The organism is Variovorax sp. MHTC-1 (genome assembly GCF_003984645.1).
Taxonomy (GTDB): domain Bacteria; phylum Pseudomonadota; class Gammaproteobacteria; order Burkholderiales; family Burkholderiaceae_C; genus Variovorax.
Genome location: NZ_RWKI01000004.1, coordinates 354,697 through 375,385, shown reverse-complemented (window position 1 = coordinate 375,385; position 20,689 = coordinate 354,697). Strand labels below are relative to the sequence as shown.

Here is a 20,689-nt window from a genome sequence, read left to right as displayed (position 1 = left end):
AATAACAGGCTCTAGTTCTTCTTGGCCAGCGCGCCGCCGGCGATTTGCGCGCGCAGCTCGCGCAGCTTCGCCTTGAGCCGGCGTTCATTGACCAGGCCGGTGCGGATCAGCGTCTTCTGCCCCGCCGAGAGGTGCTCGAGCTTCGGGTCGACGAACTCGTAGTGCGTCGAAGGCCGGTCGGAAGGTTCGTCGCCCTTGTATTCGACCAGCTTCACCGCCAGCGGCCCGGCGGGCTCGGGCGTCTGCAGCAGATGGTCGATCACCGCCACCAGCCGGTCGTTGAAGTGACGGCCCGGATAGCCCTGTTCTTCGTACGCGTGCTGGAACAGCGGGTAGAGCTTCGCGTAGAGCGCCGCAGCGCGCTGCGCGTTCACCAATTCGACGAAGAGCACGAAGGGCGTGTAGCGCGCGCCGTTGTCGAGGCTGATGGTCTGCGCCCCCTCGCTGCCGCTGACCTCGAAACGCCTCGGCGTGCGCTGCACCGGCCACATGCGCGCGGCCGCCTTCTCGCGCGGCAGGTTGTCGACGGTAGCGACGAAGCGGCGCACGAAGCCGTCGACGTGCAGGAAGGACGCGACGGCCTTGTCGCCGAGCAGCTCAGTCAGCGCTGAACGTACCTTCGCATCGGCGTCGTCGAGCTTGGGCAGGTCCGCGTCGGCGGCGGCGTCGACCGGATGCTGCGGCTCGGTGGGTTCGGCAGGTGGTGCCGCGGCCGGTGCCGGTGCATCCGGCTGCGGCGCCGAAGCGACCGGCGGTGTTTCCGCTGGCGCAGCTTGCTGCTTCGACCAGCGCCACCAGACCGCGCCGGCTCCCAGCGCCAGCACGATGAGGACGACGACGATCCACAGCGAGGTTTCGCGTGCGGGCCTGAAATCTGCGCTCTCGCGTTCGGCCATGGAGCATCTCCTTTCATGAGCCCCGTCATTGGACGCCATTTCGCGCCCCGCGGCAGCCACCGCACTGGTAACGTCCTGTGAACGCCGAGGTCTAGGGTCGGGTTTGCCGGACCCTGGCCCGCGGCAGGCCGCCGCTGTGCCTAGGCAAGACCTGCGCGAACCCGGCCAAATTCTTCGCTGATCTCGCGGGTGACTTTCAGGAAGCGGTCGATGTCCGCCGCCGAATTGCAATGCAGCGGCGAAACGCGCACGGCCCCTTCGAGGCCGAAGGAATGCAGCATCCGCTTCGAGTACAGGCTGCTGGCGACGCGTTCATAGACGATGACCCCGCGCTTCTCGTACTCGCGCACGGCCTGGGCGTGCTCGAGATGCTCGATGCCGATGGCCAGGATCAGGTCGCGCTTCGTCAGGTCTTCGTGGTCGAGGAATACCCTCACGCCCTGCATCCGCCGAAGGCCGGCGATGCCCTCGCTGCCGTCGAGCATGCGCGCGAGCAGCGCGCGTTCGTGCAGTTCGATTCGCTGAATGCCGCTCGCGAACAGGGTGCGCCGGTTGTCGCTCGCGACGAAGCGGCTGCCGAGCCAGCACACGTAGTTCACGATCTCGGTCACGACGGCGAACTGCCAGGGTGCGGCGCTGCCCAGGTCCCAGAAGTCCTTCTTCTTGCCGGCCAGCTTGTGGTGCGGCAGAACGGAGGCGCGCTCCGACAGCCACGACATGCCGGATCCCCTGCAGCCGAAGAATTTGTAGGGCGCGATATTGATGCCGTCCACCGGCGTCCGCTGCAGATCGATCAGGCCGTGCGGCGCGTGCTGCACCGCATCCACGACGACGTACAGGTCCGGCTTGATGGCGCGCGCCTGCTTCACGATCTCGTGAATGTCGAGCTTGGCGCCGGAGATGTTGGACGCATAGATCACGCTCAGCAAGGAGGTGTTCTCGTCGACCAGGCCGACGATCTCTTCCACATCGATCCCGCCGGTGGCCGGGTTCGACTTCGCGACCCGCAGCTCCTTGCCCGTGCGCTCGGCGTAGAGGGACATGGCGTCGAAAGAGGAGGGATGCTCGAGCACGGTGGTCACCATGTTCGTGCCGCGAACGTTCTCGGCCACCGCGCGGACCATGTCGAACATCCCCCCCGAGGCCGTGAGAGAGGCGTAGACGCTGCCGCCCCTGGCATTCAGGATCGTGCGAAGGTCTTCCGTTCCCCTGGCCTGGACCTGCTGCAGAAAGACCGCGAGTTCGTGGATGCGCTCCGGGCAATCAGGCAAGGCGTCGATGCGGGCGAACTGATCGACGGCAGCCTTCAATCGGAACGACCCGCCCGCGTTGTCGAAGAAGAGACGCTCGCGGCCGTTCATGTCGTGGTCGACGTAGTGGAAGCGGCTCTTCACCTCCTTCATCAAAGCGCCGGAAAAGAGTTCGCCTTCAGCGATGTTCATCGGGTTGTTCCATGGTTCGGCAGCGCCGATTTTCGAAGTGGTAAAAGATTTCCAAAAGCGATATTTTTCGATTTGACTCGATGAGAAAAAGAGGCCCGACCATGATGACTTTCAAGCAGCTCGAGGCGCTGTACTGGATCGGCGAGCTCGGCAGCTTCGCGCTGGCCGCCCACAAGCTGCACACCTCGCAATCGGCGGTGTCCAAGCGGGTCCACGAGCTCGAGATGGTGTTCGACACCGAGCTGTTCGATCGCAGCCAGCGCTCCGCGCGTCTCACCGACAAGGGCGAGGAGATGTTCGTGCTGGCCAGGAAGCTGCTCGATCAGCGCGATGCCGCCGTCGAGCAGTTCAGCCGCATCGACGTGATCGAACGCCGCGTTCGCATCGGCGTCACCGAGCTCACGGCGATGACCTGGCTGCCGCGCTGGGTCGAGCTGATCCAGGAGCACTACCCCAAGGTCACCCTCGAGCCGGACGTGGACAGCAGCGTCAACCTGCGCGAGAAGGTGCTGGCAGACGAACTGGACCTGATCGTCGTGCCCGATGCCTTCGCCGATACGCGGATTCCCAAGAAGGCGATCGGCAAGGTCGAAAGCGCCTGGATGTGCAAGCCGGGCCTGGTCAAGAGCGGCAAGCCGATCCGCCTGCACGAACTGGCGAGCCACCGAATGCTGCTCCAGGGCGTCAAGTCCGGGACGGGTCTGCTCTACGACAGCTGGATGAAGGATCTGGGGGTCCAGCCTTCGAACCCCATCGTCATCCACAACCTGGTGGCCTTGATCGGATTGACGATCTCCGGCCTCGGCGTGAGCTACCTGCCGAAGGAAGCGGTGAGCCAGATGCTGGAAGAAGGATCGCTGGCGCTCATCAAGGTGACGCCCGCCCTTCCGCCCGTCACCTACGTCGCGATGTACAAGGGAGAGCACCGGAGTTCGTTGCTGGCGTCGATCATCATGCTGGCCCAGTCGTGCTGCGACTTCACCCGGATGTTTCAGGCCGTCAAGGGATGAGGTTCACACGCCCTTGTTGTTGGGGTTCTTGTAGATCTCCTTCACCGCCTCGGTCATCGGAAAGTTCAGGTTCGCATTGGTCGGCGGGATCGGCTTCATGAACCACTTGGCATAGATCTGCTCGATGGCGCCCGACTTCATCAGATCGGTCACCGTCTTGTCCACGAGTTCCTTGAGCTGCGGGTCGTCCTTGCGGTACATGATGCCGTAGGGCTCCTGGCGCAGCGACTCCGAGGTGAGGATCTTGAAGTCGCCCGGTTTCGGGGAAGTGGCGATCAGGCCAGCGAGCTGCACGTCGTCGAGGATGTAGGCGGCCGTGCGGTCGGAGGCGAGGAGCAGGAATCCGTCCGCCGTGTCCTTCGCCGCGACTTCTTCGACCTCGATGTTTCCGGACTTGCGATAGGCACGCAGAAGCTGGACCCCGGTGCTGCCGGCGACCGTCGAGACCGTCTTGCCGTTCAGCTCGCCCAACGAATTGATGCCCGAATTTTTTTTCACCGCGGCGGTGATGCTGGTGACGAAATGACTCGGCGCAAAGGCCACCTGCTGCTGCCGCTGGACCGTGTTCGTGGTGGTCGCGCAGTCGAGGTCGACGGTGCCGTTGGTCAACAGCGGAATGCGGTTGGTCGAGGTCAGGATCGTGTAGCGCACTTCCAGGTTGGGCATGCCGAGCCTGGCCTTGATCGCCTCCACGATCTTCAGGCAGATGTCGTTGGTGAAACCGACCGGATCGCCGCCGCCGGTAGGCTTGTACGAGAACGGAATCTGGCTGTCGCGGCCGCCGATCGAGATGCTTCCGCTCGCCTTGATCTTGCTCAGCGTGTCGCTTTGGGCCAGCGCGGTCGAGCACAGCAGCGCGGCGCAGAGGCCCAAGGTCAGTGAGAGTCGAAATTTCATCGGGAGCTTTCGAGAAGGTTGCGTTGCGGCAGATTTTCGAAGCGGGCACCCGTTTCTAAAAGCGATTTATTTTCATCGACTTGAACGCCATAAAGAGATCAGTTGAGGCAAGGCCTAGAGCGGGAAGGCCTCCAGCCCCGGCTGTCCCTCGGCGCCCTTGACCGGCGTGTGCGCCACGTTCATCACCCAGCAGACCATCGCGAAATAGCCCACCAGCGCGCTGAGCTCGACGACCGCCGGCTTGCCGAAGCGGGCCTCCGCCGCGGCGTAGGTCGGCTCGCTCACGCCGTGGTGGTGCAGCAGCTCCAGCGCGAGATCGAGCGCAAGCTGTTCGTCCTCCGCCAACGGTGCCGCGCGCCGGCCGAGGCGCAGCGCTTCGATGGCGTCGGCGCTCACGCCGGCCTTGACCGCGGCCGGCGCATGCAGCACCCACTCGAACTGGTTGCCCACGTGGCGCGCGACCGCGCAGGTCACGAGCTCGCGCACGCGCACATTGAGCTGGCTGTCGAAGCGCAGATACTCGCCGAGGCTGCCGATGCGTTCCATCAGCACCGGGCTTTGCAGCAAGGGGACGAAGGGCCCGAAGACCGCCTTGCGCGGACCGTCGATCAGCGCCTGGGCGGCGGCGCGCTGCGCCTGCGACATCGCGTCGGCTGCCGGCATCGGCAGGCGCTCGGTCCAGGGACGGGTATGGCCTTGTTCGAACATGAACGGTTCCTTTTTTCAATGGAGAGAAACAGAGACGGGAATCATGCGCGCAGCAGCCACCACGCACTGCCGAGCAGCGCGACGGCACCGACGGCCAGCGCGATGAAGAGGCCGCCGAAGCCTTGTGCGCTGCCGCTCAGCGCGGACGAGAGCACCGGCCCGGCCATCTGGCCGATGGCGAAGGCCGCGGTCATGCGGCCAAGGGCGCGGGTCGGGTCGCCCACGGTGCGCGCCCTCGCCTCCTGCATGCCGGCCATGGTCGCGACCATGAAGGTGCCGCCCACCAGCAGCGCGGCCAGCAGCACGGTCGAGGCCGACAGGTGCAGCACCGGCAGCAGGCAACCCAGCGCCATCAAGGCATGGCTTCCGGCCAGCACATGGCGCCGCGCGACCCGCGCCAGCAGCACGCTGGCGAGCAGCGTCGACAGCGCGGCCGCCGCGCCGAACACCGGCCAGGCAGCGCCGAACACGGCCGGATCGTCGACCACCGCGCGCGCCAGCACCGGCAGGAAGGTGGCCGGCAGGATGTAGCCGAAACCGAGAATCCCGTAGCAGATGACCAGGCCCCAGGGCGCGCCGCCGGACGTTGCACTCGCGGAGGCCTGCGCGACCGTGCCGCGCGGCATCAGCACGGCCACCGCGAGCAGCCCCACCAGCGCCAGCGCACCCAGTTGCAGCCACAGCGCGTCGGGCGCGACGCCGGCCGCGCCGGCGTGCCAGCAGTAGAGGCCGGCCAGCGCGATGCCGGCGCCGACGCCGGCGTAGAGCAGGCCCGGCCCCGCGGGACGGTCGAAGCGCGCGAGCCAGGCCAGGCACCAGACACTGGTGCTCACCAGCGCCCAGGCGCTCGCCACGCCGGCCACGAAACGCAGCACGAGCCAGAGCGCGAGCGAATCGGTCCAGCCCATCGCCGCGGTGGTGAGCGCGATCGCGGCCAGCGCGAGCAGCCCGACACGCTGCGGCGAGAGCGGGATGCGCGCCGTGCTGAGTGCGCCCAGCAGGTAGCCCGCGTAGTTGGCGGCGGCGAGCCAGCCGCCGGCCGCCACGTCGGCGCTGCCGTCGCGAATCATGAGCGGCAGCATCGGCGTGAAGGCGAAGCGCCCGATGCCCATCGCTATCGCCAGCGCGAGCAGGCCCGCCGTGCAGACGGCAAGGAAGGAAGGCTTCGGCGCGGTGACAGCGGCATTCGACATGGCCAGTGATTAGACGCAGAATGCGAATGCGCCACAAATGAATTATTCAGAACAACCATTCTTGGTATGAGAACAATCGATCTCGACTCGCTGGAGATCTTCCGCACCGTGGTGGCCGAAGGCGGGGTGATCCGCGCCGCCGGCAAGCTCCACCGCGTGCAGTCGAACATCACGACCCGCATCCAGCAGCTGGAAGAGCGGCTCGGCCACAAGCTGTTCCTGCGTCAGGGCCGTTCGCTCGCGCTGGCGCCGGCGGGGCGCAAGCTGCTGCCCTATGCCGATCGCCTGCTGCGCCTGGCCGACGAGGCGGAGAGCGAGCTGCGCAGCGACCTGCCGCTCGGCACCTTCAAGCTCGGTTCGCTCGAAAGCACGGCCGGCAGCCGGCTCGCGCCGGTGCTCTCGCGCTTCCACAAGCTCTATCCCGGCGTGGTGGTCGAGCTGGCCACCGGCACCACGGGCGCGCTGCTGAAGAAGGTCGACGCCTTCGATATCGAGGCAGCCTTCGTCTCCGAGCCCTTCTCGGCGTCAGGCTTGGAAACGCTGGCGGTGTTCGAGGAAGAACTGGTGCTGGTCACCGCGCGCAGCATCGCCTCGGTCACGCGGCCCGGCGATCTCGCCGGCGCCACGCTGATCGCGTTCGCGCAGGGCTGTTCGTACCGCCGGCTGCTGGAGCAGTGGCTGGGCAAGGGCGGCATCGTGCCGGCGCGCTCGCTGGAGTTCTCGTCCTACCAGGCGATGATCGCCTGCGTCGCGGCCGGCACGGGCTTTGCCATCGTGCCGCTCTCGGTGCTGAAGGCGCTGCGCGCGACCGCCGACGTGCAGCAGCACGCCCTGCCGCAACGCGTCCGCAGCAACCGCACGCATCTGGTCTGGCGCGGCACGCCTTCGGTGGCGCTGGCGCGGCTGATCGAGATGCTGGGCAAGGCCTGATGCCGATGGTGGTGATGCAGGCCTTGCGCGCCGCCGAAGGCGGTCTGCGGCCCGGGCTCCTGCTGGGGCGGTCGGCGCGTTGCGCCGACTTCGCTGCGGTGCTCGCCTGAGGGCGGCGCCGCGGAACTCTACGCGCCCCTGCGGGGCGCTGCGCTCAAACAGCCGCGGCGAGTCAGTTCACGAAGCGCGTGCTGCGCACGCGCCCGTCCCCAGGCTGCGCTCCTCGCCGCCCCAGAAGTCGCCCGGTCCGCAGACCACCTTCCGCGGAGGAGGCGTCGGGGGTGTTTGGGGAAGCCGGAAACCGGCGCAACGCATCCCGCAAAGGCGTCCGCGGGGCCGGTGCGGCGCGCCTGTGTGGCGCCGAGAAGCGCAGCGCAGCCGGCCGCACGCCTGCCGAAGGACAGGCGTGCTTCGTGATCTGACTTGCCGCAGCTGTTTGAGCGGAGTGAACGAAGTGAACGCAGCGAGTTCTGCGGCAGGCCGGCTGCGCGAGCATCGCAGGGGAGTCGGCGCTTAGGCGCCGACCGCCACAGTGGCGCGCCGCGCCGGACCCGTGGGCGCCTTTGCAGCGCGCGGCACGCTCGTGAGTCGGTATAGGCCGCCCGCTCAGGCCAGCGCCGTGGCCGGCGGCTCCGCGCCGGCAATCTGCCGCAGTGCGCGCTCGAACACTTCCACCGGCTGGCCGCCGGAGATCAGGTGCTTGTTGTTGATGATGATGGCGGGCACCGAGTGGATGCCGGCATCGGTGTAGAGGCGCTCGCGCTCGCGGGTTTCCGCCGCGTACTCTTCGCTCTCCAGGATGGCACGCGCACGTTGCGGGTCGAGGCCGGCCTCGGCGGCCAGGCGCACCAGCAGTTCGGGGTCGGAAGGGTTCTCGCCGTCGGTGTGGCAGGCCTTGAGCAGCGCCTTCTTGAGCGCCACCTGCTTGACGCCGTCTTCGAGCGAAGCCCAGTGCAAGAGGCGGTGCGCATCGAAGGTGTTGTAGACGCGCGAGCGCCCTTCTTCGCGGAACTCGAAGCCCACCGCCGCACCGCGCGCACGGATCGCTTCGCGCGCCTGCGCTTGCTGCTCGCGCGAGGAACCGTATTTCTGGTTCAGGTGCTCGAAGGCATCCTGGCCTTCCGACGGCATCTGCGGGTTGAGCTCGAAGGGCTGGAAGTGCAGCTCGGCGCTGATCTCGGGCGCCACGCGCTCGAGCGCGGCTTCGAGCGCACCGAGGCCGACGGCGCACCAGGGGCAGGACACGTCGGACACGAAATCGATCTTGAGGCGGGATGTCATCGGTGTTCCTTCTCGTCAGAGGCTGCGCCAGAAGTCGATCAACAGCTGGCTGAATTCCACCGGCCGCTCGACCGCGCTCAGGTGCGCCGCGTCGATGGTCGCGAGACGCGCGCCGGGGATGGCGGCCACCATCGCCTCGGACATGGCGAGCGGCGTCGCCTCGTCGCGCAGGCCCGCGATCACCAGCGCGGGCGTCGCGATCCTGCGATTGCTCTCGCGGAAGTCGATCGCGCTCACCGCGCCGCAGCTTGCCATGTAGCCGGCCGCATCGGTGCCGACCAGCGTGTCGCTCAGGCGGCGCGCGGCTTCGGCGCCCTCGGGCGTGGCCATGTAGGCGGGCGTGAGCCAGCGCGCCACGGCGCCCGGCGCGATCGCGGCCACGCCCTGGGCCTGCACGGTCTCGACGCGCGTGCGCCAAGGCGCGGTGTCGGGATAGTGCGCCGACGAATTGGCGATCACGATGCTCTTCAGCAGCTGCGGATACATCGGCGCCAGCGCCTGCGCGGCCATGCCGCCCATCGAGAGGCCGACGAAGTGCACCGGCTCGCCTTCGGCTTCGCGCTCGATCAGCGCTGCCGCATCCTCGGCCAGCGCCTGCATGCTGAACGGGCCAGGCACCCGCTCGGAGCCGCCGTGGTTGCGGTGGTCGTAGCGCAGCACGGTGTGGGCGCGGGCCAGCACGGCCGCCACCTCGTCCCACATGTGCAGGTCGCAGCCCAGCGCGTGGCTCAGCACGACGATAGGGCCTCCGCCCTCGCGAATGACATTCAGACGGGTCATGGATTTCCTTCGATCGCTTTGATCTCTTCGAGCAGGCCTTTCTCGCGCAGGATGCCGGTGGCAATGCCGAAGGCGTGGTTGGCCACCGGCACGCCGCAGTAGATGGCGGCCATCATGATCACTTCCTTGATCTCCTCGGGCGAGAGCCGCGATTCCGGCGGCCCGTCGAGCGCGGCGCGCATGTGCATCGCGAATTCTTCATACGCGTGGATGCCCAGCATCATCGACAGCACCATGAAGCGGCGTGTCTTGTCGCCCAGCGCCGGACGGCCCCAGATGTCGTTCCATGCATGGCGCGTGATCAGCTCCTGGAACTCGCTGTTGAAGGCATTGCGGTTGGCCAGCGACTTGTCGACCCAGGCGTCGCCGAGGATGCGGCGGCGGTTGAGTAGACCGGCTTCGTAGTCGGGGGAAGTCATCGTGCAGTATTTCGTGTGTCGAGTTGGGATTGCAAGGCCTTGACCTGCGCCAGCGCGATGGTGCCGGCCGGCTCGGCGAGTGCCGGATCAAACCATTCGTCCGCGGCTTCGCTCGGAAGTTCCGCACGCAGCCGGTCGATGTTGGCACGCATGCGCGCCGCATCGATCTGCAGGCCGGGCAAGGCGCCGGCCAGCGCGCGGACGCTGCCGTGGGCGGACATCAGCAGCTGGGGCCACTCGCCCAGCTCGGCCTGCCAGGCGCCGAGCGCGCGCTCGTGCTCCTGCGGCATCGCGGCCAGCAAGGCAGCCACGCGCTGCGGCGCGCGCTGCGCGGCCGCCAGCGCCACCATCGAGGCCACCGGGTTGCGCTTGTGCGGCATCGCCGAGGAGCCGCCGCGCCCGGGCTCGCTGGGCTCGGCCAGTTCGCCGACTTCGTACTGGCCCATGAGCGCGATGTCCTTCGCGATCTTGCCGAGGCTGCCGACCATGAGCGCCAACTCGCAGCCGAGCGCGATCCATTCGTCGCGCTGGGTGTGCCAGGTCGAGCCCGGATCGCCGAGACCCAGCTCCTCGGCCATGCGCTGCCGCACCGCCGGCCCCTGCCCGTTCATCTGCGCCAGCGTGCCCACCGCACCGCCGAGCTGCAGCTGCAGTGCGCGGCGCGCGGCCTCGGCCAGCCGCGCGCGGCTGCGCACCAGCGGCGCGGCCCAGCCGGCGCACTTGAGCCCGAAGCTGGTGACAGAGGCCGGCTGCATCAGCGTGCGCGCGAGGATCGGCGTCGCGGCGTGGCGCTTGGCATGCGCAAGCAGCGCCTGCGCCGCCTTCAGCAGGTCGGCCTCGACCAGCGCCACTGCCTCGCGCGTAACCAGCGCCATCGCGCTGTCGATCACGTCCTGGCTGGTGCTGCCGAAATGCACGTAGGGCACCGCCTCGGCATTGAACAATCCCACCGCCTCCTTCAAGCTCTTGACCAGCGGGATCGCCACGCTGCCGGCGCGGCCGCTGTCGCGCACGATCTTGGCGACATCGAACAGCTCGACCTTGCAGCTGCCGGCGATCGAATGCGCTGCCGATTCCGGAATGAGGCCCTCGGCCGCCTGCGCGCGCGCGAGCGCGGCCTCGAAGCGCAGCATCGCGCCGACGAAGTTGTGGTCGCTGAAGGCGGCCAGGGTTTCGGAGGTGGAGAGGAAGCCCTCGAAGATGCTCATGGCGAGTTCTGCTCAATAGGCGATCTTCGCCACGGCCCGCAGCTCTTCCGGCGTGGCGGTGCCGAAACCGAAGAATTCGAGGTACGCAGGGATCATTTCGAACAGCATGTCGGTGCCGATCTGGACCGCGCAGCCCTTGTCGCGCGCGGCCCGCAGAAGCGGGGTGTACTCGGATTTCATCACGACCTCGCCGACGAAGGTGGTGGGCGCGATGCGATCGACATCGAAGGGTAGCGCATCGCCCTCCTTCATGCCGAGCGGCGTGGCATTGACCACCACGTCGTAGCCGGCGGGGTCGCAGGAGCCGGTGGCGACGCCCAGCTTCGGGTAGTGCGTGGTGAGCCGGCCCGCGAGCGCTTTCGCCGACGCCGCGTTGGCATCGAACAGCGAAAGCTGCGCGACGCCGGCCGCGGCCAGCGAGGCGGCGATGGCCGAGCCGACGCCCCCGCAGCCCGACACCAGCACGCGCGCGCCCTCGAGCGCGCGGCCCTTGCGCAGCACGCCGCGCACGAAGCCGGCACCGTCGAACTGGTCGCCCACGAGCCGGCCGTCCTCGCGCTTCAGCACCGCGTTGCAGGCGCCCGCGATCCTGGCGGCCGGCGTCAGCTCGTCGACCAGATCCATGGTCGTGATCTTGTGCGGCATGGTCACCAGCGCGCCGCGGATGTTGGTAAGGCGGAACAGCGATGCGAAGGCCGCCGCATAGTCCTCGGCCTTGATGCCCATCGGCACCACCACCGCGTCGATGGCCTGCTGCTCGAACCAGGGGTTGTAGATCATCGGCGCCTTGAAGCTCGCGGTGGGGTAGCCGAGATGGGCGATGAGGGTGGTCTTGCCGGAAATCATGCGTGGCTTTCGATAGGGATCAGACCGGCGCCGCGGCAGGCGCGCCACCGAGGAACAGGCGTTCGATGTTCGGATCGGCCAGCAGCTCGGAGGCCGGCTTGTGCAGCACCAGCCGGCCCGATTCGAGTGCGATGGCCTCGTCGGCCATCTTCAGCGCGCTCTTCACGTTCTGCTCGACCATCAGCACCGTGGTGCCCTGGTCGGCAAGCTTGCGCAGCAGCCTGAACACGTCCTGCACCACGATCGGCGACAGGCCGATCGAGGGCTCGTCGATCAGGAGCACCTTGGGCCGCAGCAGCAGTGCACGGCCGACCTCGAGCTGCTTCTGCTCGCCGCCGGAGAGCGTGGCGGCCGCGCTGTGCATGCGCTCCTTCACGCGCGGAAAAAGCTCGAGCACTTCGGGGATGCGCTCGTGCGTGGTCTTCATGCCCAGCGTGATGCCGCCGAGCTCGAGGTTCTCGTAGGCCGTCAACTGGCCGAACAGGTTGCGCCCCTGCGGCACGAAGGCGATGCCGTGCTTCACCAGCAGGTCCTTCGGACTGGCGCCGCTGATGTCCTGGCCGTCGAGCAGGATCCGTCCGTTGCGCACCTTGAGCAGGCCGAACAGCGTCTTGAGCACGGTCGACTTGCCTGCGCCGTTGGGCCCGAGCAGCAGCGTGATCTTGCCGCGCCTGGCCTTGAAGGACAGGTTGTTGAGGATCATGAAATCCTTGTAGCCCGCCAGCACGTTGTCGAACTCGATGCAGGTGTCGGTGGTGGTCATGATCAATTCCCGAGGTAGGCATCAAGAACTTGCTTGTTGGCGCGAATCTCGGCCGGCGTGCCGATCGCCATCACCCTGCCCTCGACCATCACCATGATGCGGTGGCACAGGTCCATCACGAAGTCCATGTTGTGCTCGATCACGACGAAGCTGCCGCGGCGCGTGCGGTTCAGGTCCTTCAGCAGGGTCGAGAGTCCGCCGACCAGGCTGGGATTGACGCCCGCGCACGGCTCGTCGAGCAGCACCAGGTCGGGCTCGCTCATGAAGGCCATGCCGATGTCCACCAGCTTCTGCTGGCCGTAGGAGAGCGTGCCGGCTTTCTTGTTCGCGACGTGGCGGATGCGGAATTGGTCGATCAGCGCGTCGGCCTTCGGCCCCAGGCCCGAGTCGCCGGGCGCGAACATGCGGCTCCACATGCTGCCCTGGTGCTCCTGCGCGGCGACGATCAGGTTCTCGCGCACCGTCATCTTGCCGAACACCTGCAGCGTCTGGAAGGTGCGGCCGACGCCGCGCCGGTTGAGTTCGAGCGGACCCAGCTTGGTCACGTCCTCGCCCTTGAGCTCGATGCGGCCGGCATCGGGCGCGATCTGGCCCAGCATGCTGTTGAAGAGCGTGGTCTTGCCCGAGCCGTTGGGGCCGATCACGCCGAAGATCTCGCCGGGGCGCACTTCGAAGCTCACGCCGGCGACGGCCTGGATGGCGCCGTAGGCCTTCTTGAGATCGCTCACGCGAAGTACCGGCACGACCTGCTGCTCAGGCACGATGGCCTCCGCAAGTACGGCGCTCATGTGATGGCTCCCATGCTCGCGGCAGCCGCCGATCGCGCGGCCGAGGCTTCGCGCGCCTCGCGCCGCGCCCGGATGCGATCGGGGATCGAGAGCAATCCGTCCGGCAGCCAGACCATCAGCACCACCACGGCAGCGCCGAACAGCGGCAGGTACCAGTCGGCCACTCCGGGCACGTCGCGCAGCCATTCGGGCACGATCACGCCGACGGCCGCGCCGAGCACCGGCCCCCAGAAGTAGCCGGGGCCGCCAACCACCACCATCAGGTACATCATGATCGAGGCCGCCACGGTGAAGGGCGCCGGCTCGATGAACTGCACCAGCGAGGCGAACAGCGCGCCGGCGATGCCCGCGTAGGCGGCGCCGATGGCAAAGCTCAGCAAGGTGTAGCTGCGCACGCTGATCCCCAGGCTCTCGGCCCGGATCGGGTTGTCGCGCAGCGCGGTGAAGGCCTTGCCCCAGGGCGATCGCAAGAGCCCCCACAGCAGCAGCGCGAGCAGCACGGCGACGGCCAGCACGAAGTAGTAGTAGGCCAGGTTGCCCTCCAGCGACAGCCCGGCCAGCTCGGGCCGCGGGATGTTGTTGATGCCGAAGGTGCCGCCGGTCAGCCACTCCTCGTTGCGCATCAGGAGCCAGACCGCGGTATTGAAGCCCAGCGTGGCGAAGGCGAGGTAGATCGCCTGCACGCGCAGCGCCGGAAAGCCCAGCGCCAGGCCGACCGCGAAGCACAAGAGCGCCGCCGCGGGCAGGCCGAGCCAAAAGCTGATGCCGGCCTTCATGAGGATCGCCACCGTGTAGGCGCCGATGCCGAAGAAGGCCGCATGGCCCAGCGATTTCTGGCCCGCATAGCCCACCGTCAGGTTGAGCCCCATGGTGGCGATGATGAACACCAGCCAGTAGCTCAGCAGGTAGATGCCGTAGTTCTTGAGGAAGTTGGGCGCGACCAGCAGCGCGGCCGCAGCCGCGGCCATCAGCGCGAGATGCGTCTTCTTCATACCTTGCGCTCCTCTTTCTTGCCCAAGAGGCCCTGCGGCTTGAACAGGATCACGACCATGAAGATGACGAGCGCCACCGCGTCCTTGTAGGCCGGCGAGATATAGGCCGAGGCCAGGTTCTCCGCCACGCCGACGATCAGGCCGCCGAGCAGCGCGCCGCGCGAATTGTTGAAGCCGCCGATGATGGCCGCGAAGAAGGCCTTGGTACCCAGGCCCTCGCCCATGTCGAACTTGGCGAGGTAGGTGGGCGTGACCAGCAGCGCCGCCGCCACCGCCAGCGCCGCATTGATGGCGAAGGTGTAGAAGATCATGCGCGGCACGTTGATGCCCAGCACGCTCGCGCTCTCGGTGTTCTGCGCCACCGCCTGCATCGCGCGGCCGGTCACGGTCTTCGAGATGAAGGCCTGCGTGGCCAGCACGATCGCCACCGCCAGCCCGAAGGTGCCGAGGTCGGCCATCGTGACGGTCACGCCCGCCACGTTGAAGAGCTTGTCGGCGAAGAGGCTCGGGAACGGATGGGCCTCGGCGCTGTAGCCGGCGCGCACGCCGTTGCGCAGCGCGATCGACAGGCCGATGGTGGCCACCACGATCGGCATCATCCCGAACTTGAACAGCGGGTCGACCAGGCCGCGCTTGAAGAGCCAGCCCAGCACGAAGACCGCCACCACGATCGTCAGCACGAAGCTCACGGGGAGCGGCGCGCCGAAGGACATGAAGGCGAGCATCGCGAAGGCCGGCAGCATCACGAACTCGCCCTGCGCGAAGTTGATGGTGCCGCTGGCCTGCCACAGCAGCGTGAAGCCCAGCGCGGCCAGCGCATAGATGCTGCCGGTGGCCAGCCCGCTCATGAAGAGCTGGATGAAGTCCGTCATGCGAGGCTACTTGGCGGCTGCGCCCAGGGCCGGCAACGTGGCGATCACTTCCTGCTTGCCGTTCTTCACTTCCACCATGAAGCTCTCGCGGTCGAGGTCGCCGTTGGCGTCGACGCTGACGTCCATCAGCACGCCGGGCTGCTGCGCGGCGCTGACCTTCAGGCCGTGCAGCGCGGCGGCGACGGCCTTGCGGTCGAGCTTGCCGACCTTCTCGATCGCGGCCTTGAGCAGGTAGACGCCCGAGTAGCCCTTCATGCCGTTGTGGTCCGAGACGTACTTGTATTCCTTCTCGAACTTGGCGCGGAAGGCGCGAATGGCCGGGTTAGGCGCGTCGACCGTGAGCCCCACGTGCGCGATCGCGCCGTTGGCCGCCTCGCCCGCGAGGTCGATCACCTTCTGGCCGGTGAGCGTGGTCTCGCCCACGACCGGCTTGCTCCAGCCCTGCTTGCGCAGCTCGCGCAGCAGGCGCGCCGACTCTTCCTCGTTGCTGTAGGCGAAGAGCGCATCGGCATTGCTCTGCTTGGCGCGCAGCACCGCGGCGGAAAAGTCGATCTGGCCCGGCTCGGTCGAGATCTCGGACGCGATCTTCACCGGCGTGGCGGCCAGCGCCTTCTTCATCGAATCGAGGCCGCCCTTGCCGAAGTCGTTGTTGACGTAGATCACGGCCAGCGTCTTCGCCTTGAGCTGTTGGTCGATGTAGCGCGCGAGCTTCGGCATCGCGGTGGTCTGCGTGAAGCTGGTGCGGAAGATGTACTTGTTGCCCTGCTGCGTGATGCTGGCCGCCTCGCCGCCGGTGAAGTTGGGAATCTCGGCGCGGCGGCTCTCGGCCATGCTGACCATGATCGAGCCCGAGAACACCGGGCCGAAGATGGCGAAGACCTCGTTGTCCACCGCCTTCTGCGTCAGTCCCTTGGCGACGCCGGGGTTGCTCTGCGTGTCGCTGGTGCTGGACTCGATCTTCTTGCCGAGGATGCCGCCCGAGGCGTTGATCTCCTTCACCGCCAGCTCGACGCCGTTCTTGAAGTTGGTGCCGGCGGTCGCGCCGCCGCCCGAGAGCTCGACGATGTTGACGATCTTGATCGTGTTCTGCGCGAAGGCGCCGGAAGCGCCCGCGGCCACCGCGCAGGCGGCGATGAGCTGGATCGCGAAGCGACGCGATGGAACGATGGTCATGCTTGTCTCCTTGGGGTTGAATTGCTGGTGCTCACGTGGCTCTCGCTGATCCAGCGCGCGCTCTTCATTGCGCGCTGGCCGACCACCATGGGGTCGGAATTCACATAGTCGTCGTTGAACACCTCGAAGGTGTAGTGGCCGCGGTAGCCCTTGTCCTCGAGCAGCTGCACCAGGTCGCGCACGTCGTGCAGGCCCTCGCCCGGAAACAGGCGCTGGTGGCGCGCAAGCTCGATCATGTCGGCCTGGCGGTCGCTGTATTCGAAGAAGTAGTCGGCCAGCTGCACCAGGAAGATCTTCTCGACCGGCACTTCGGCCAGCTGCGCGAGCGTCTCGGGCGTGTCGTCGCCGTGCACCGACATGTGGAAGGAATCGAGATTGAGGCCGACGTTCTCTCGGTTGCAGCGCTTCACGATGTCCCAGGCCTGGTGCCAGCGGTTGACGTGGCGGCCCCAGGACAGGGCCTCGTAGCAAATGCGGATGTTGAGCGGCGTGGCCAGCGTGGCGAGCGTGCGCAAGTCTTCGGCCGCGCGCTCGGGGTCGTCGACGGCCAGCGGCGAGGTGGTGGAGCACACCAGCAGCAGGTCGGCGCCGACCAGCGCCATCTGGCGCAACTGCTCGCGCGCCATCTCGAGCCGGTGCGGCCGCATGGCATCGGGCGCGCATTCGAAGTCGCGCAGCGGCTGGAAGTCGGTCACCTTGAGGCCGCTGGCCTTGACCAGCTCGGCCGCCTTCTCGACACCGGCCGGATGGGCGATCAGGTCGCGCGCCCACAGCTCGACGCCGGAAAAGCCCGCGGCCTTCATGCACTCGAGCTTGTGCCCGAGGTCGCCGCCCATGGTGACGGTGTTGAAGCCGAAGCGGTCGAGGGCGATGGCCATGGCGTCCTCAGGCCACGCTGTCGGAGTGGTAGCGCAGCGGCGCGTCGATTTCCGCAGCCATTGCGTCCGGATAGATCAGCTCGCGCAGGAAGCGCGCGTCGTCGCGCACGCCATGCGCCGCGGCCGTATGGCCGAAGTAGTCGAGGTAGTACGGCATCTGCTGGATCAGCATTTCGAAGCCGGCCTGCGCATTGAGCCCGCGCGCACGGACGGCGCGCACCAGCGGCGTGGGCTGGTTGCGCAGCAGGATGTCGAACAGCGCCGCGTGCGCCTCCATGCGGGCCACGTCCACCGGCAGGGCATCGCCCTCCTTCAGGCCCAGCGGTGTGGCGTTGATGACCAGGTCGTAGCCTTCGGGATCGCTGCTGTCGACCGCGACCGTGGTCGCGTCGAAGAAGGCGTCGAGCTTGGCCGCGACCCCTGCCGCCTTGCCGGCCGAGATGTCGTGGAAGGCGATGTGCTCGGCGCCGTTGACCGTGCCGCCCTCGGCCAGCGCGACGCCGATGGCCGCGGCGCTGACGCCGGCGCCGAGGATCAGCACCCGCTTGCCGCGGAACGGGATGTTGTAGTGGTCCAGCGCGCCCAGCAGGCCCTCGCCGTCGAAGAGATCGCCCTCGAGCTCGCCGTTGGCGATGCGCCGCACCACGTTGACGGAGCCGGCGACGCGGCCGAACAGGCCGGCGCCGTCGAGCAGGTCCACCACCCGCGGCTTGTGCGGCGGCGCGATCACCATGCCGCGCACGTTCCTGGCGAGGAAGGCGGCCTTGACGAAAACGGCGAAGTCGCGCGTCGCCACCTGCACCGGCGCCATCACGGCGTCGATGCCGAAGCGCTCGAAGACGCTGTTGAACATGCGCGGCAAGCGCACGTTTGTCACCGGATCGCCGGGGATCAGGTAGAGGTCGGTGCTGCCGGCAATGGAGGGGAACATGGTGCTGTCTCGCTCTAGAGTTGTTCGGCTATCGCGCAATTTGGCAGGAACGGTCGCTAATGTAGGGTTCCCGCTTGCGCGATCCAAGTTCGGGGCGTGAAAATAGCGCGTTGATCGCACCCTCGTGATCGATCATCGAACGATTCCAGGGTTTGTCCCCAATGAGCATCGATACCCGCCCTGCCCCGCCCGAACTCGACAAGCGCGACTGGATCGCCGGCCTGGAGCGCGGCGTGTCCGTCATCGAGGCCTTCGACGACGCGCATCCGCGCATGACGGCGAGCGAGGCCGGCCAGCGCACCGGCATGACGCGCACCGCCGCGCGGCGCTATCTGCTCACCTTGCAGCACATGGGCTACGTGGCCGGGGACGGCAAGCTGTTCTGGCTCACGCCGCGGGTGCTGCGCCTCGGCCAGTCGTACCTGGAGTCGGCGCGACTGCCGCGCATCGTGCAGCCCTTTCTGCAGCGGGTGGCGGCCGGCACGCACGAGATCGCGTATCTCAGCGTGATGGACGGCGACGAGGTGGTCTACATCGCGCGCAACGGCCCCAACCGCAGCATGAGCACCGGCTACGTGCTGGGCGCGCGGGTGCCGGCGCAGGTCACGGCCTCCGGCATGCTGATGCTGGCGATGCGCGGCGACGAGGAGCTCAACCACTGGCTGGCCACGCACGAGCTCACCGTCTTCACCTCGCACACCATTTCGAGCAAGGAGCGCATGAAGCTCGAGCTCGCGCGCATTCGCGCACAGGGATGGGCGCTGTCGGAGCAGCAGCTGGACCTCAATTCGCGCGGCATCGCCGTGCCGCTGCGCGACCGCCACGGCGAGCTGGTGGGCGCGCTCAACATCACGATGCCCATGGGCCACGAAGGCAGCGAGGACGCGGTCGCCCGCGTCCTCCCGGTGCTGCGCGAAACTGCGCAGGCGATGCGCAATTTGATCTAGGGCCTGTTAACGCTATTTGCGGGGATCGCGTTGCCAGGGGCTGGATGCAAGGCGCCCGCGCTTGCAAGGCTTGCGCCTTGCAAGCGCGGGCAACGCCGCAGACGGCCCCTTGGCTGGGCAACCCGCAGGGAAGGCCTGCCAGGGCGCGCCACTCGGCGTTGCGCTCCTTGTGCGTGCCGACGCACGCACGGCGTCGCACGCCTTGATTGGCCCGCCCTGGCAGGCCTTCGCGACCCCGCAAATAGCGTCAACAGACCCTAGGCCGCGGCCTTCGCCAACCGCGCGTCGGCCAGCGTCTGCTCCCGCATGCGCTCATACTCCGGCTTCGGCACCGGCACCGCGTCGGGATTGCCGAGATCGTTCATGTGGACACGGTAGGTCTCGCGCGCGCTCAGCGCGGCGAGTGCCGAAATGACCGTGATGCCGAAGGCCAGCGAGCCGATGATCAGCGGGATGTTGGCCGCCCCCGGAGGCGCCACTGTGGCGAACAGCGCGGGCAGCATCGCAGTGGCGGCGGTGCCGATGTTCTGCGAGATCGCCATCGCCGAGACGCGGGTGCGGGTCGGGAACAGCTCGGGGTAGAAGCTCGGGAAGACCGCGTTGTAGCCCTGGTAGACAACGCCCCACATCAGGAGCGACATGCAGATCGCCAACGGCACGTTCTTGATGCTGATCGCGTAGAGATAGCCGAAGGCCAAGAGGCCCGAGGCCAGCGCGCCGAAGACGATGGGCGGCTTGCGGCCGATGCGGTCCGAGAGGTTACCGACGTACGGAATGACCAGCACCGCGAGGATGTTGCCGAGCACCGGGATCCACAGGTAGATGTCCTTCGCGAAGCCGATGCCGTAGGCGGACTGCACCGCATAGGCGGCGCCGAAGATGGTCGCGACCACGGGAATCACGTTCATCAGCGCCATCAGCACGACGCGCAGCATGTCCTTCCAGCTGTACCTGAAGGCATCGACGATCGGCGAGCGCGGACGCTCGTTCTGCTTGCCTTCCTCGGCGAAGGCGGGCGTCTCGTCGACCTCGCGCCGGATGATGTAGCCGGCGACGATGACGATGAAGCTCAAGAGGAAGGGAATGCGCCAGCCCCAGCTGTTGAAGGCTTCCTCGGGCATGTAGTGCGCGAGCGGCAGGAACACCGCCGCCGCCAGGATCTGGCCGGCCTGCACGCCCTGCAGCGTGAAGCTGGCGAAGAAGCCGCGCCGTCCGAAGGGCGCGTGCTCCAGGATCATCGAGCTGGCGCCCGAGATCTCGCCGGCCACCGCGAATCCCTGCACCAGGCGGCAGATCACGAGCAGCACCGGCGCCAAGAGGCCGACCTGGTCGTAGGTGGGCAAGAGGCCGACGGCGATGGTCGAGAAGCCCATCAGGAACATGCACAGGACCAGCACCTGCTTGCGGCCGTGGGTGTCGCCCCAGTGGCCGAGGAAGAAGGCGCCGATCGGCCGCGCCACGTAGCCGACGCCGTAGGTCGCGAGCGAGGCGACGATGGCGATATTCGGATCGCCCTTGGGAAAGAAGATCTGCGGAAAGATCAGCGCTGCCGCGGTGGCGTAGATGAAGAAGTCGTAGTACTCGAGGGCCGAGCCGATCCAGCCGCTGGCGGCGGCTTTCTTCGACTGGTGCCGGCCTTGCGGCTCGTGCGCCTGGGGTTTGCTCATGGGTGTCTCCATTGGGAAGGGGCGAGGCGACTGTAGGTGCGCCGCCGGAGCGCGGGCAATGCAGCGGA

At 67.6% G+C, this 20,689-nt stretch carries 21 protein-coding genes; 3 read left to right on the top strand and 18 right to left on the bottom strand.

Annotated elements, in window-relative coordinates; translation table 11 throughout:
• Window positions 1-11: 11 nt before the first annotated feature.
• Complete coding sequence (locus EJI01_RS09800) at window positions 12-896, bottom strand: DUF3014 domain-containing protein (protein WP_126836914.1); 885 nt, start codon at window positions 894-896, stop codon at window positions 12-14.
• A gap of 140 nt (window positions 897-1,036) precedes the next feature.
• Window positions 1,037-2,338 carry an aminotransferase class V-fold PLP-dependent enzyme gene (locus EJI01_RS09795; protein ID WP_126836913.1) on the bottom strand — a complete coding sequence of 434 codons (1,302 nt, stop codon included), beginning with the start codon at window positions 2,336-2,338 and terminating at the stop codon, window positions 1,037-1,039.
• Between the two features lie 104 nt (window positions 2,339-2,442).
• Between EJI01_RS09795 and EJI01_RS09790 the strand changes: the two genes are divergently transcribed.
• On the top strand, window positions 2,443-3,348 hold the full coding sequence (locus EJI01_RS09790) for a LysR family transcriptional regulator (RefSeq protein ID WP_126836950.1): 906 nt from the start codon (window positions 2,443-2,445) through the stop codon (window positions 3,346-3,348).
• A gap of 3 nt (window positions 3,349-3,351) precedes the next feature.
• On the opposite strand, the gene EJI01_RS09785 is transcribed toward EJI01_RS09790, so the two are convergent.
• The 3 genes from EJI01_RS09785 to EJI01_RS09775 all read right to left on the bottom strand — a co-directional run bounded on the left by EJI01_RS09785 (window position 3,352) and on the right by EJI01_RS09775 (window position 6,146).
• Window positions 3,352-4,245, bottom strand: coding sequence for an amino acid ABC transporter substrate-binding protein (locus EJI01_RS09785; protein ID WP_126836912.1), 894 nt, complete (start codon window positions 4,243-4,245; stop codon window positions 3,352-3,354).
• 114 nt (window positions 4,246-4,359) lie between these two features.
• Window positions 4,360-4,953, bottom strand: a complete 594-nt coding sequence (locus tag EJI01_RS09780) for a carboxymuconolactone decarboxylase family protein (RefSeq protein WP_126836911.1) — start codon at window positions 4,951-4,953, stop codon at window positions 4,360-4,362.
• Between the two features lie 41 nt (window positions 4,954-4,994).
• Entirely contained in the window at window positions 4,995-6,146 is a 1,152-nt protein-coding gene (locus tag EJI01_RS09775) for a YbfB/YjiJ family MFS transporter (RefSeq protein ID WP_126836910.1), read from the bottom strand.
• Between the two features lie 66 nt (window positions 6,147-6,212).
• On the opposite strand from EJI01_RS09775, the gene EJI01_RS09770 reads away from it, so the two are divergent.
• Complete coding sequence (locus EJI01_RS09770; RefSeq protein WP_126836909.1) at window positions 6,213-7,076, top strand: LysR family transcriptional regulator; 864 nt, start codon at window positions 6,213-6,215, stop codon at window positions 7,074-7,076.
• A gap of 606 nt (window positions 7,077-7,682) precedes the next feature.
• Here EJI01_RS09770 and EJI01_RS09765 read toward each other — a convergent pair.
• Genes EJI01_RS09765 through EJI01_RS09710 form a run of 12 tightly spaced genes read right to left on the bottom strand, consistent with a single transcriptional unit; the run spans window position 7,683 to window position 18,007 of the window.
• Complete coding sequence (locus EJI01_RS09765) at window positions 7,683-8,357, bottom strand: DsbA family oxidoreductase (protein WP_126836908.1); 675 nt, start codon at window positions 8,355-8,357, stop codon at window positions 7,683-7,685.
• A 15-nt stretch (window positions 8,358-8,372) separates the two neighbouring features.
• Window positions 8,373-9,137 (bottom strand): alpha/beta fold hydrolase, encoded by a 765-nt coding sequence (locus EJI01_RS09760; RefSeq protein ID WP_126836907.1) that lies wholly within the window; start codon window positions 9,135-9,137, stop codon window positions 8,373-8,375.
• Window positions 9,134-9,556, bottom strand: coding sequence for a carboxymuconolactone decarboxylase family protein (locus EJI01_RS09755; RefSeq protein ID WP_126836906.1), 423 nt, complete (start codon window positions 9,554-9,556; stop codon window positions 9,134-9,136). The genes EJI01_RS09760 and EJI01_RS09755 overlap by 4 nt, the downstream gene beginning before the upstream one ends.
• On the bottom strand, window positions 9,553-10,764 hold the full coding sequence (pcaB, locus tag EJI01_RS09750) for a 3-carboxy-cis,cis-muconate cycloisomerase (protein ID WP_126836905.1): 1,212 nt from the start codon (window positions 10,762-10,764) through the stop codon (window positions 9,553-9,555). The genes EJI01_RS09755 and pcaB overlap by 4 nt, the downstream gene beginning before the upstream one ends.
• Before the next feature lie 12 nt (window positions 10,765-10,776).
• Window positions 10,777-11,610 carry a shikimate dehydrogenase family protein gene (locus EJI01_RS09745; protein ID WP_126836904.1) on the bottom strand — a complete coding sequence of 278 codons (834 nt, stop codon included), beginning with the start codon at window positions 11,608-11,610 and terminating at the stop codon, window positions 10,777-10,779.
• 19 nt (window positions 11,611-11,629) lie between these two features.
• Window positions 11,630-12,373 (bottom strand): ABC transporter ATP-binding protein, encoded by a 744-nt coding sequence (locus tag EJI01_RS09740; protein ID WP_126836903.1) that lies wholly within the window; start codon window positions 12,371-12,373, stop codon window positions 11,630-11,632.
• Between the two features lie 2 nt (window positions 12,374-12,375).
• On the bottom strand, window positions 12,376-13,161 hold the full coding sequence (locus EJI01_RS09735) for an ABC transporter ATP-binding protein (protein ID WP_126836902.1): 786 nt from the start codon (window positions 13,159-13,161) through the stop codon (window positions 12,376-12,378).
• Window positions 13,158-14,153, bottom strand: a complete 996-nt coding sequence (locus tag EJI01_RS09730; protein ID WP_126836901.1) for a branched-chain amino acid ABC transporter permease — start codon at window positions 14,151-14,153, stop codon at window positions 13,158-13,160. The genes EJI01_RS09735 and EJI01_RS09730 overlap by 4 nt, the downstream gene beginning before the upstream one ends.
• Window positions 14,150-15,025 carry a branched-chain amino acid ABC transporter permease gene (locus tag EJI01_RS09725; protein ID WP_126836900.1) on the bottom strand — a complete coding sequence of 292 codons (876 nt, stop codon included), beginning with the start codon at window positions 15,023-15,025 and terminating at the stop codon, window positions 14,150-14,152. Before EJI01_RS09725 ends, EJI01_RS09730 begins: the two co-directional genes overlap by 4 nt.
• Before the next feature lie 6 nt (window positions 15,026-15,031).
• On the bottom strand, window positions 15,032-16,198 hold the full coding sequence (locus EJI01_RS09720) for an ABC transporter substrate-binding protein (RefSeq protein ID WP_126836899.1): 1,167 nt from the start codon (window positions 16,196-16,198) through the stop codon (window positions 15,032-15,034).
• Window positions 16,195-17,076: a sugar phosphate isomerase/epimerase family protein gene (locus EJI01_RS09715; RefSeq protein WP_126836898.1), complete on the bottom strand. Its 882-nt coding sequence runs from the start codon at window positions 17,074-17,076 to the stop codon at window positions 16,195-16,197. The genes EJI01_RS09720 and EJI01_RS09715 overlap by 4 nt, the downstream gene beginning before the upstream one ends.
• A 7-nt stretch (window positions 17,077-17,083) precedes the next feature.
• Window positions 17,084-18,007, bottom strand: a complete 924-nt coding sequence (locus EJI01_RS09710; RefSeq protein WP_126836897.1) for a shikimate dehydrogenase family protein — start codon at window positions 18,005-18,007, stop codon at window positions 17,084-17,086.
• Between the two features lie 161 nt (window positions 18,008-18,168).
• On the opposite strand from EJI01_RS09710, the gene EJI01_RS09705 reads away from it, so the two are divergent.
• Window positions 18,169-18,954: an IclR family transcriptional regulator C-terminal domain-containing protein gene (locus EJI01_RS09705; RefSeq protein WP_126836896.1), complete on the top strand. Its 786-nt coding sequence runs from the start codon at window positions 18,169-18,171 to the stop codon at window positions 18,952-18,954.
• 257 nt (window positions 18,955-19,211) lie between these two features.
• On the opposite strand, the gene EJI01_RS09700 is transcribed toward EJI01_RS09705, so the two are convergent.
• Window positions 19,212-20,621 (bottom strand): MFS transporter, encoded by a 1,410-nt coding sequence (locus EJI01_RS09700; protein WP_126836895.1) that lies wholly within the window; start codon window positions 20,619-20,621, stop codon window positions 19,212-19,214.
• Between the last annotated feature and the right edge of the window lie 68 nt (window positions 20,622-20,689).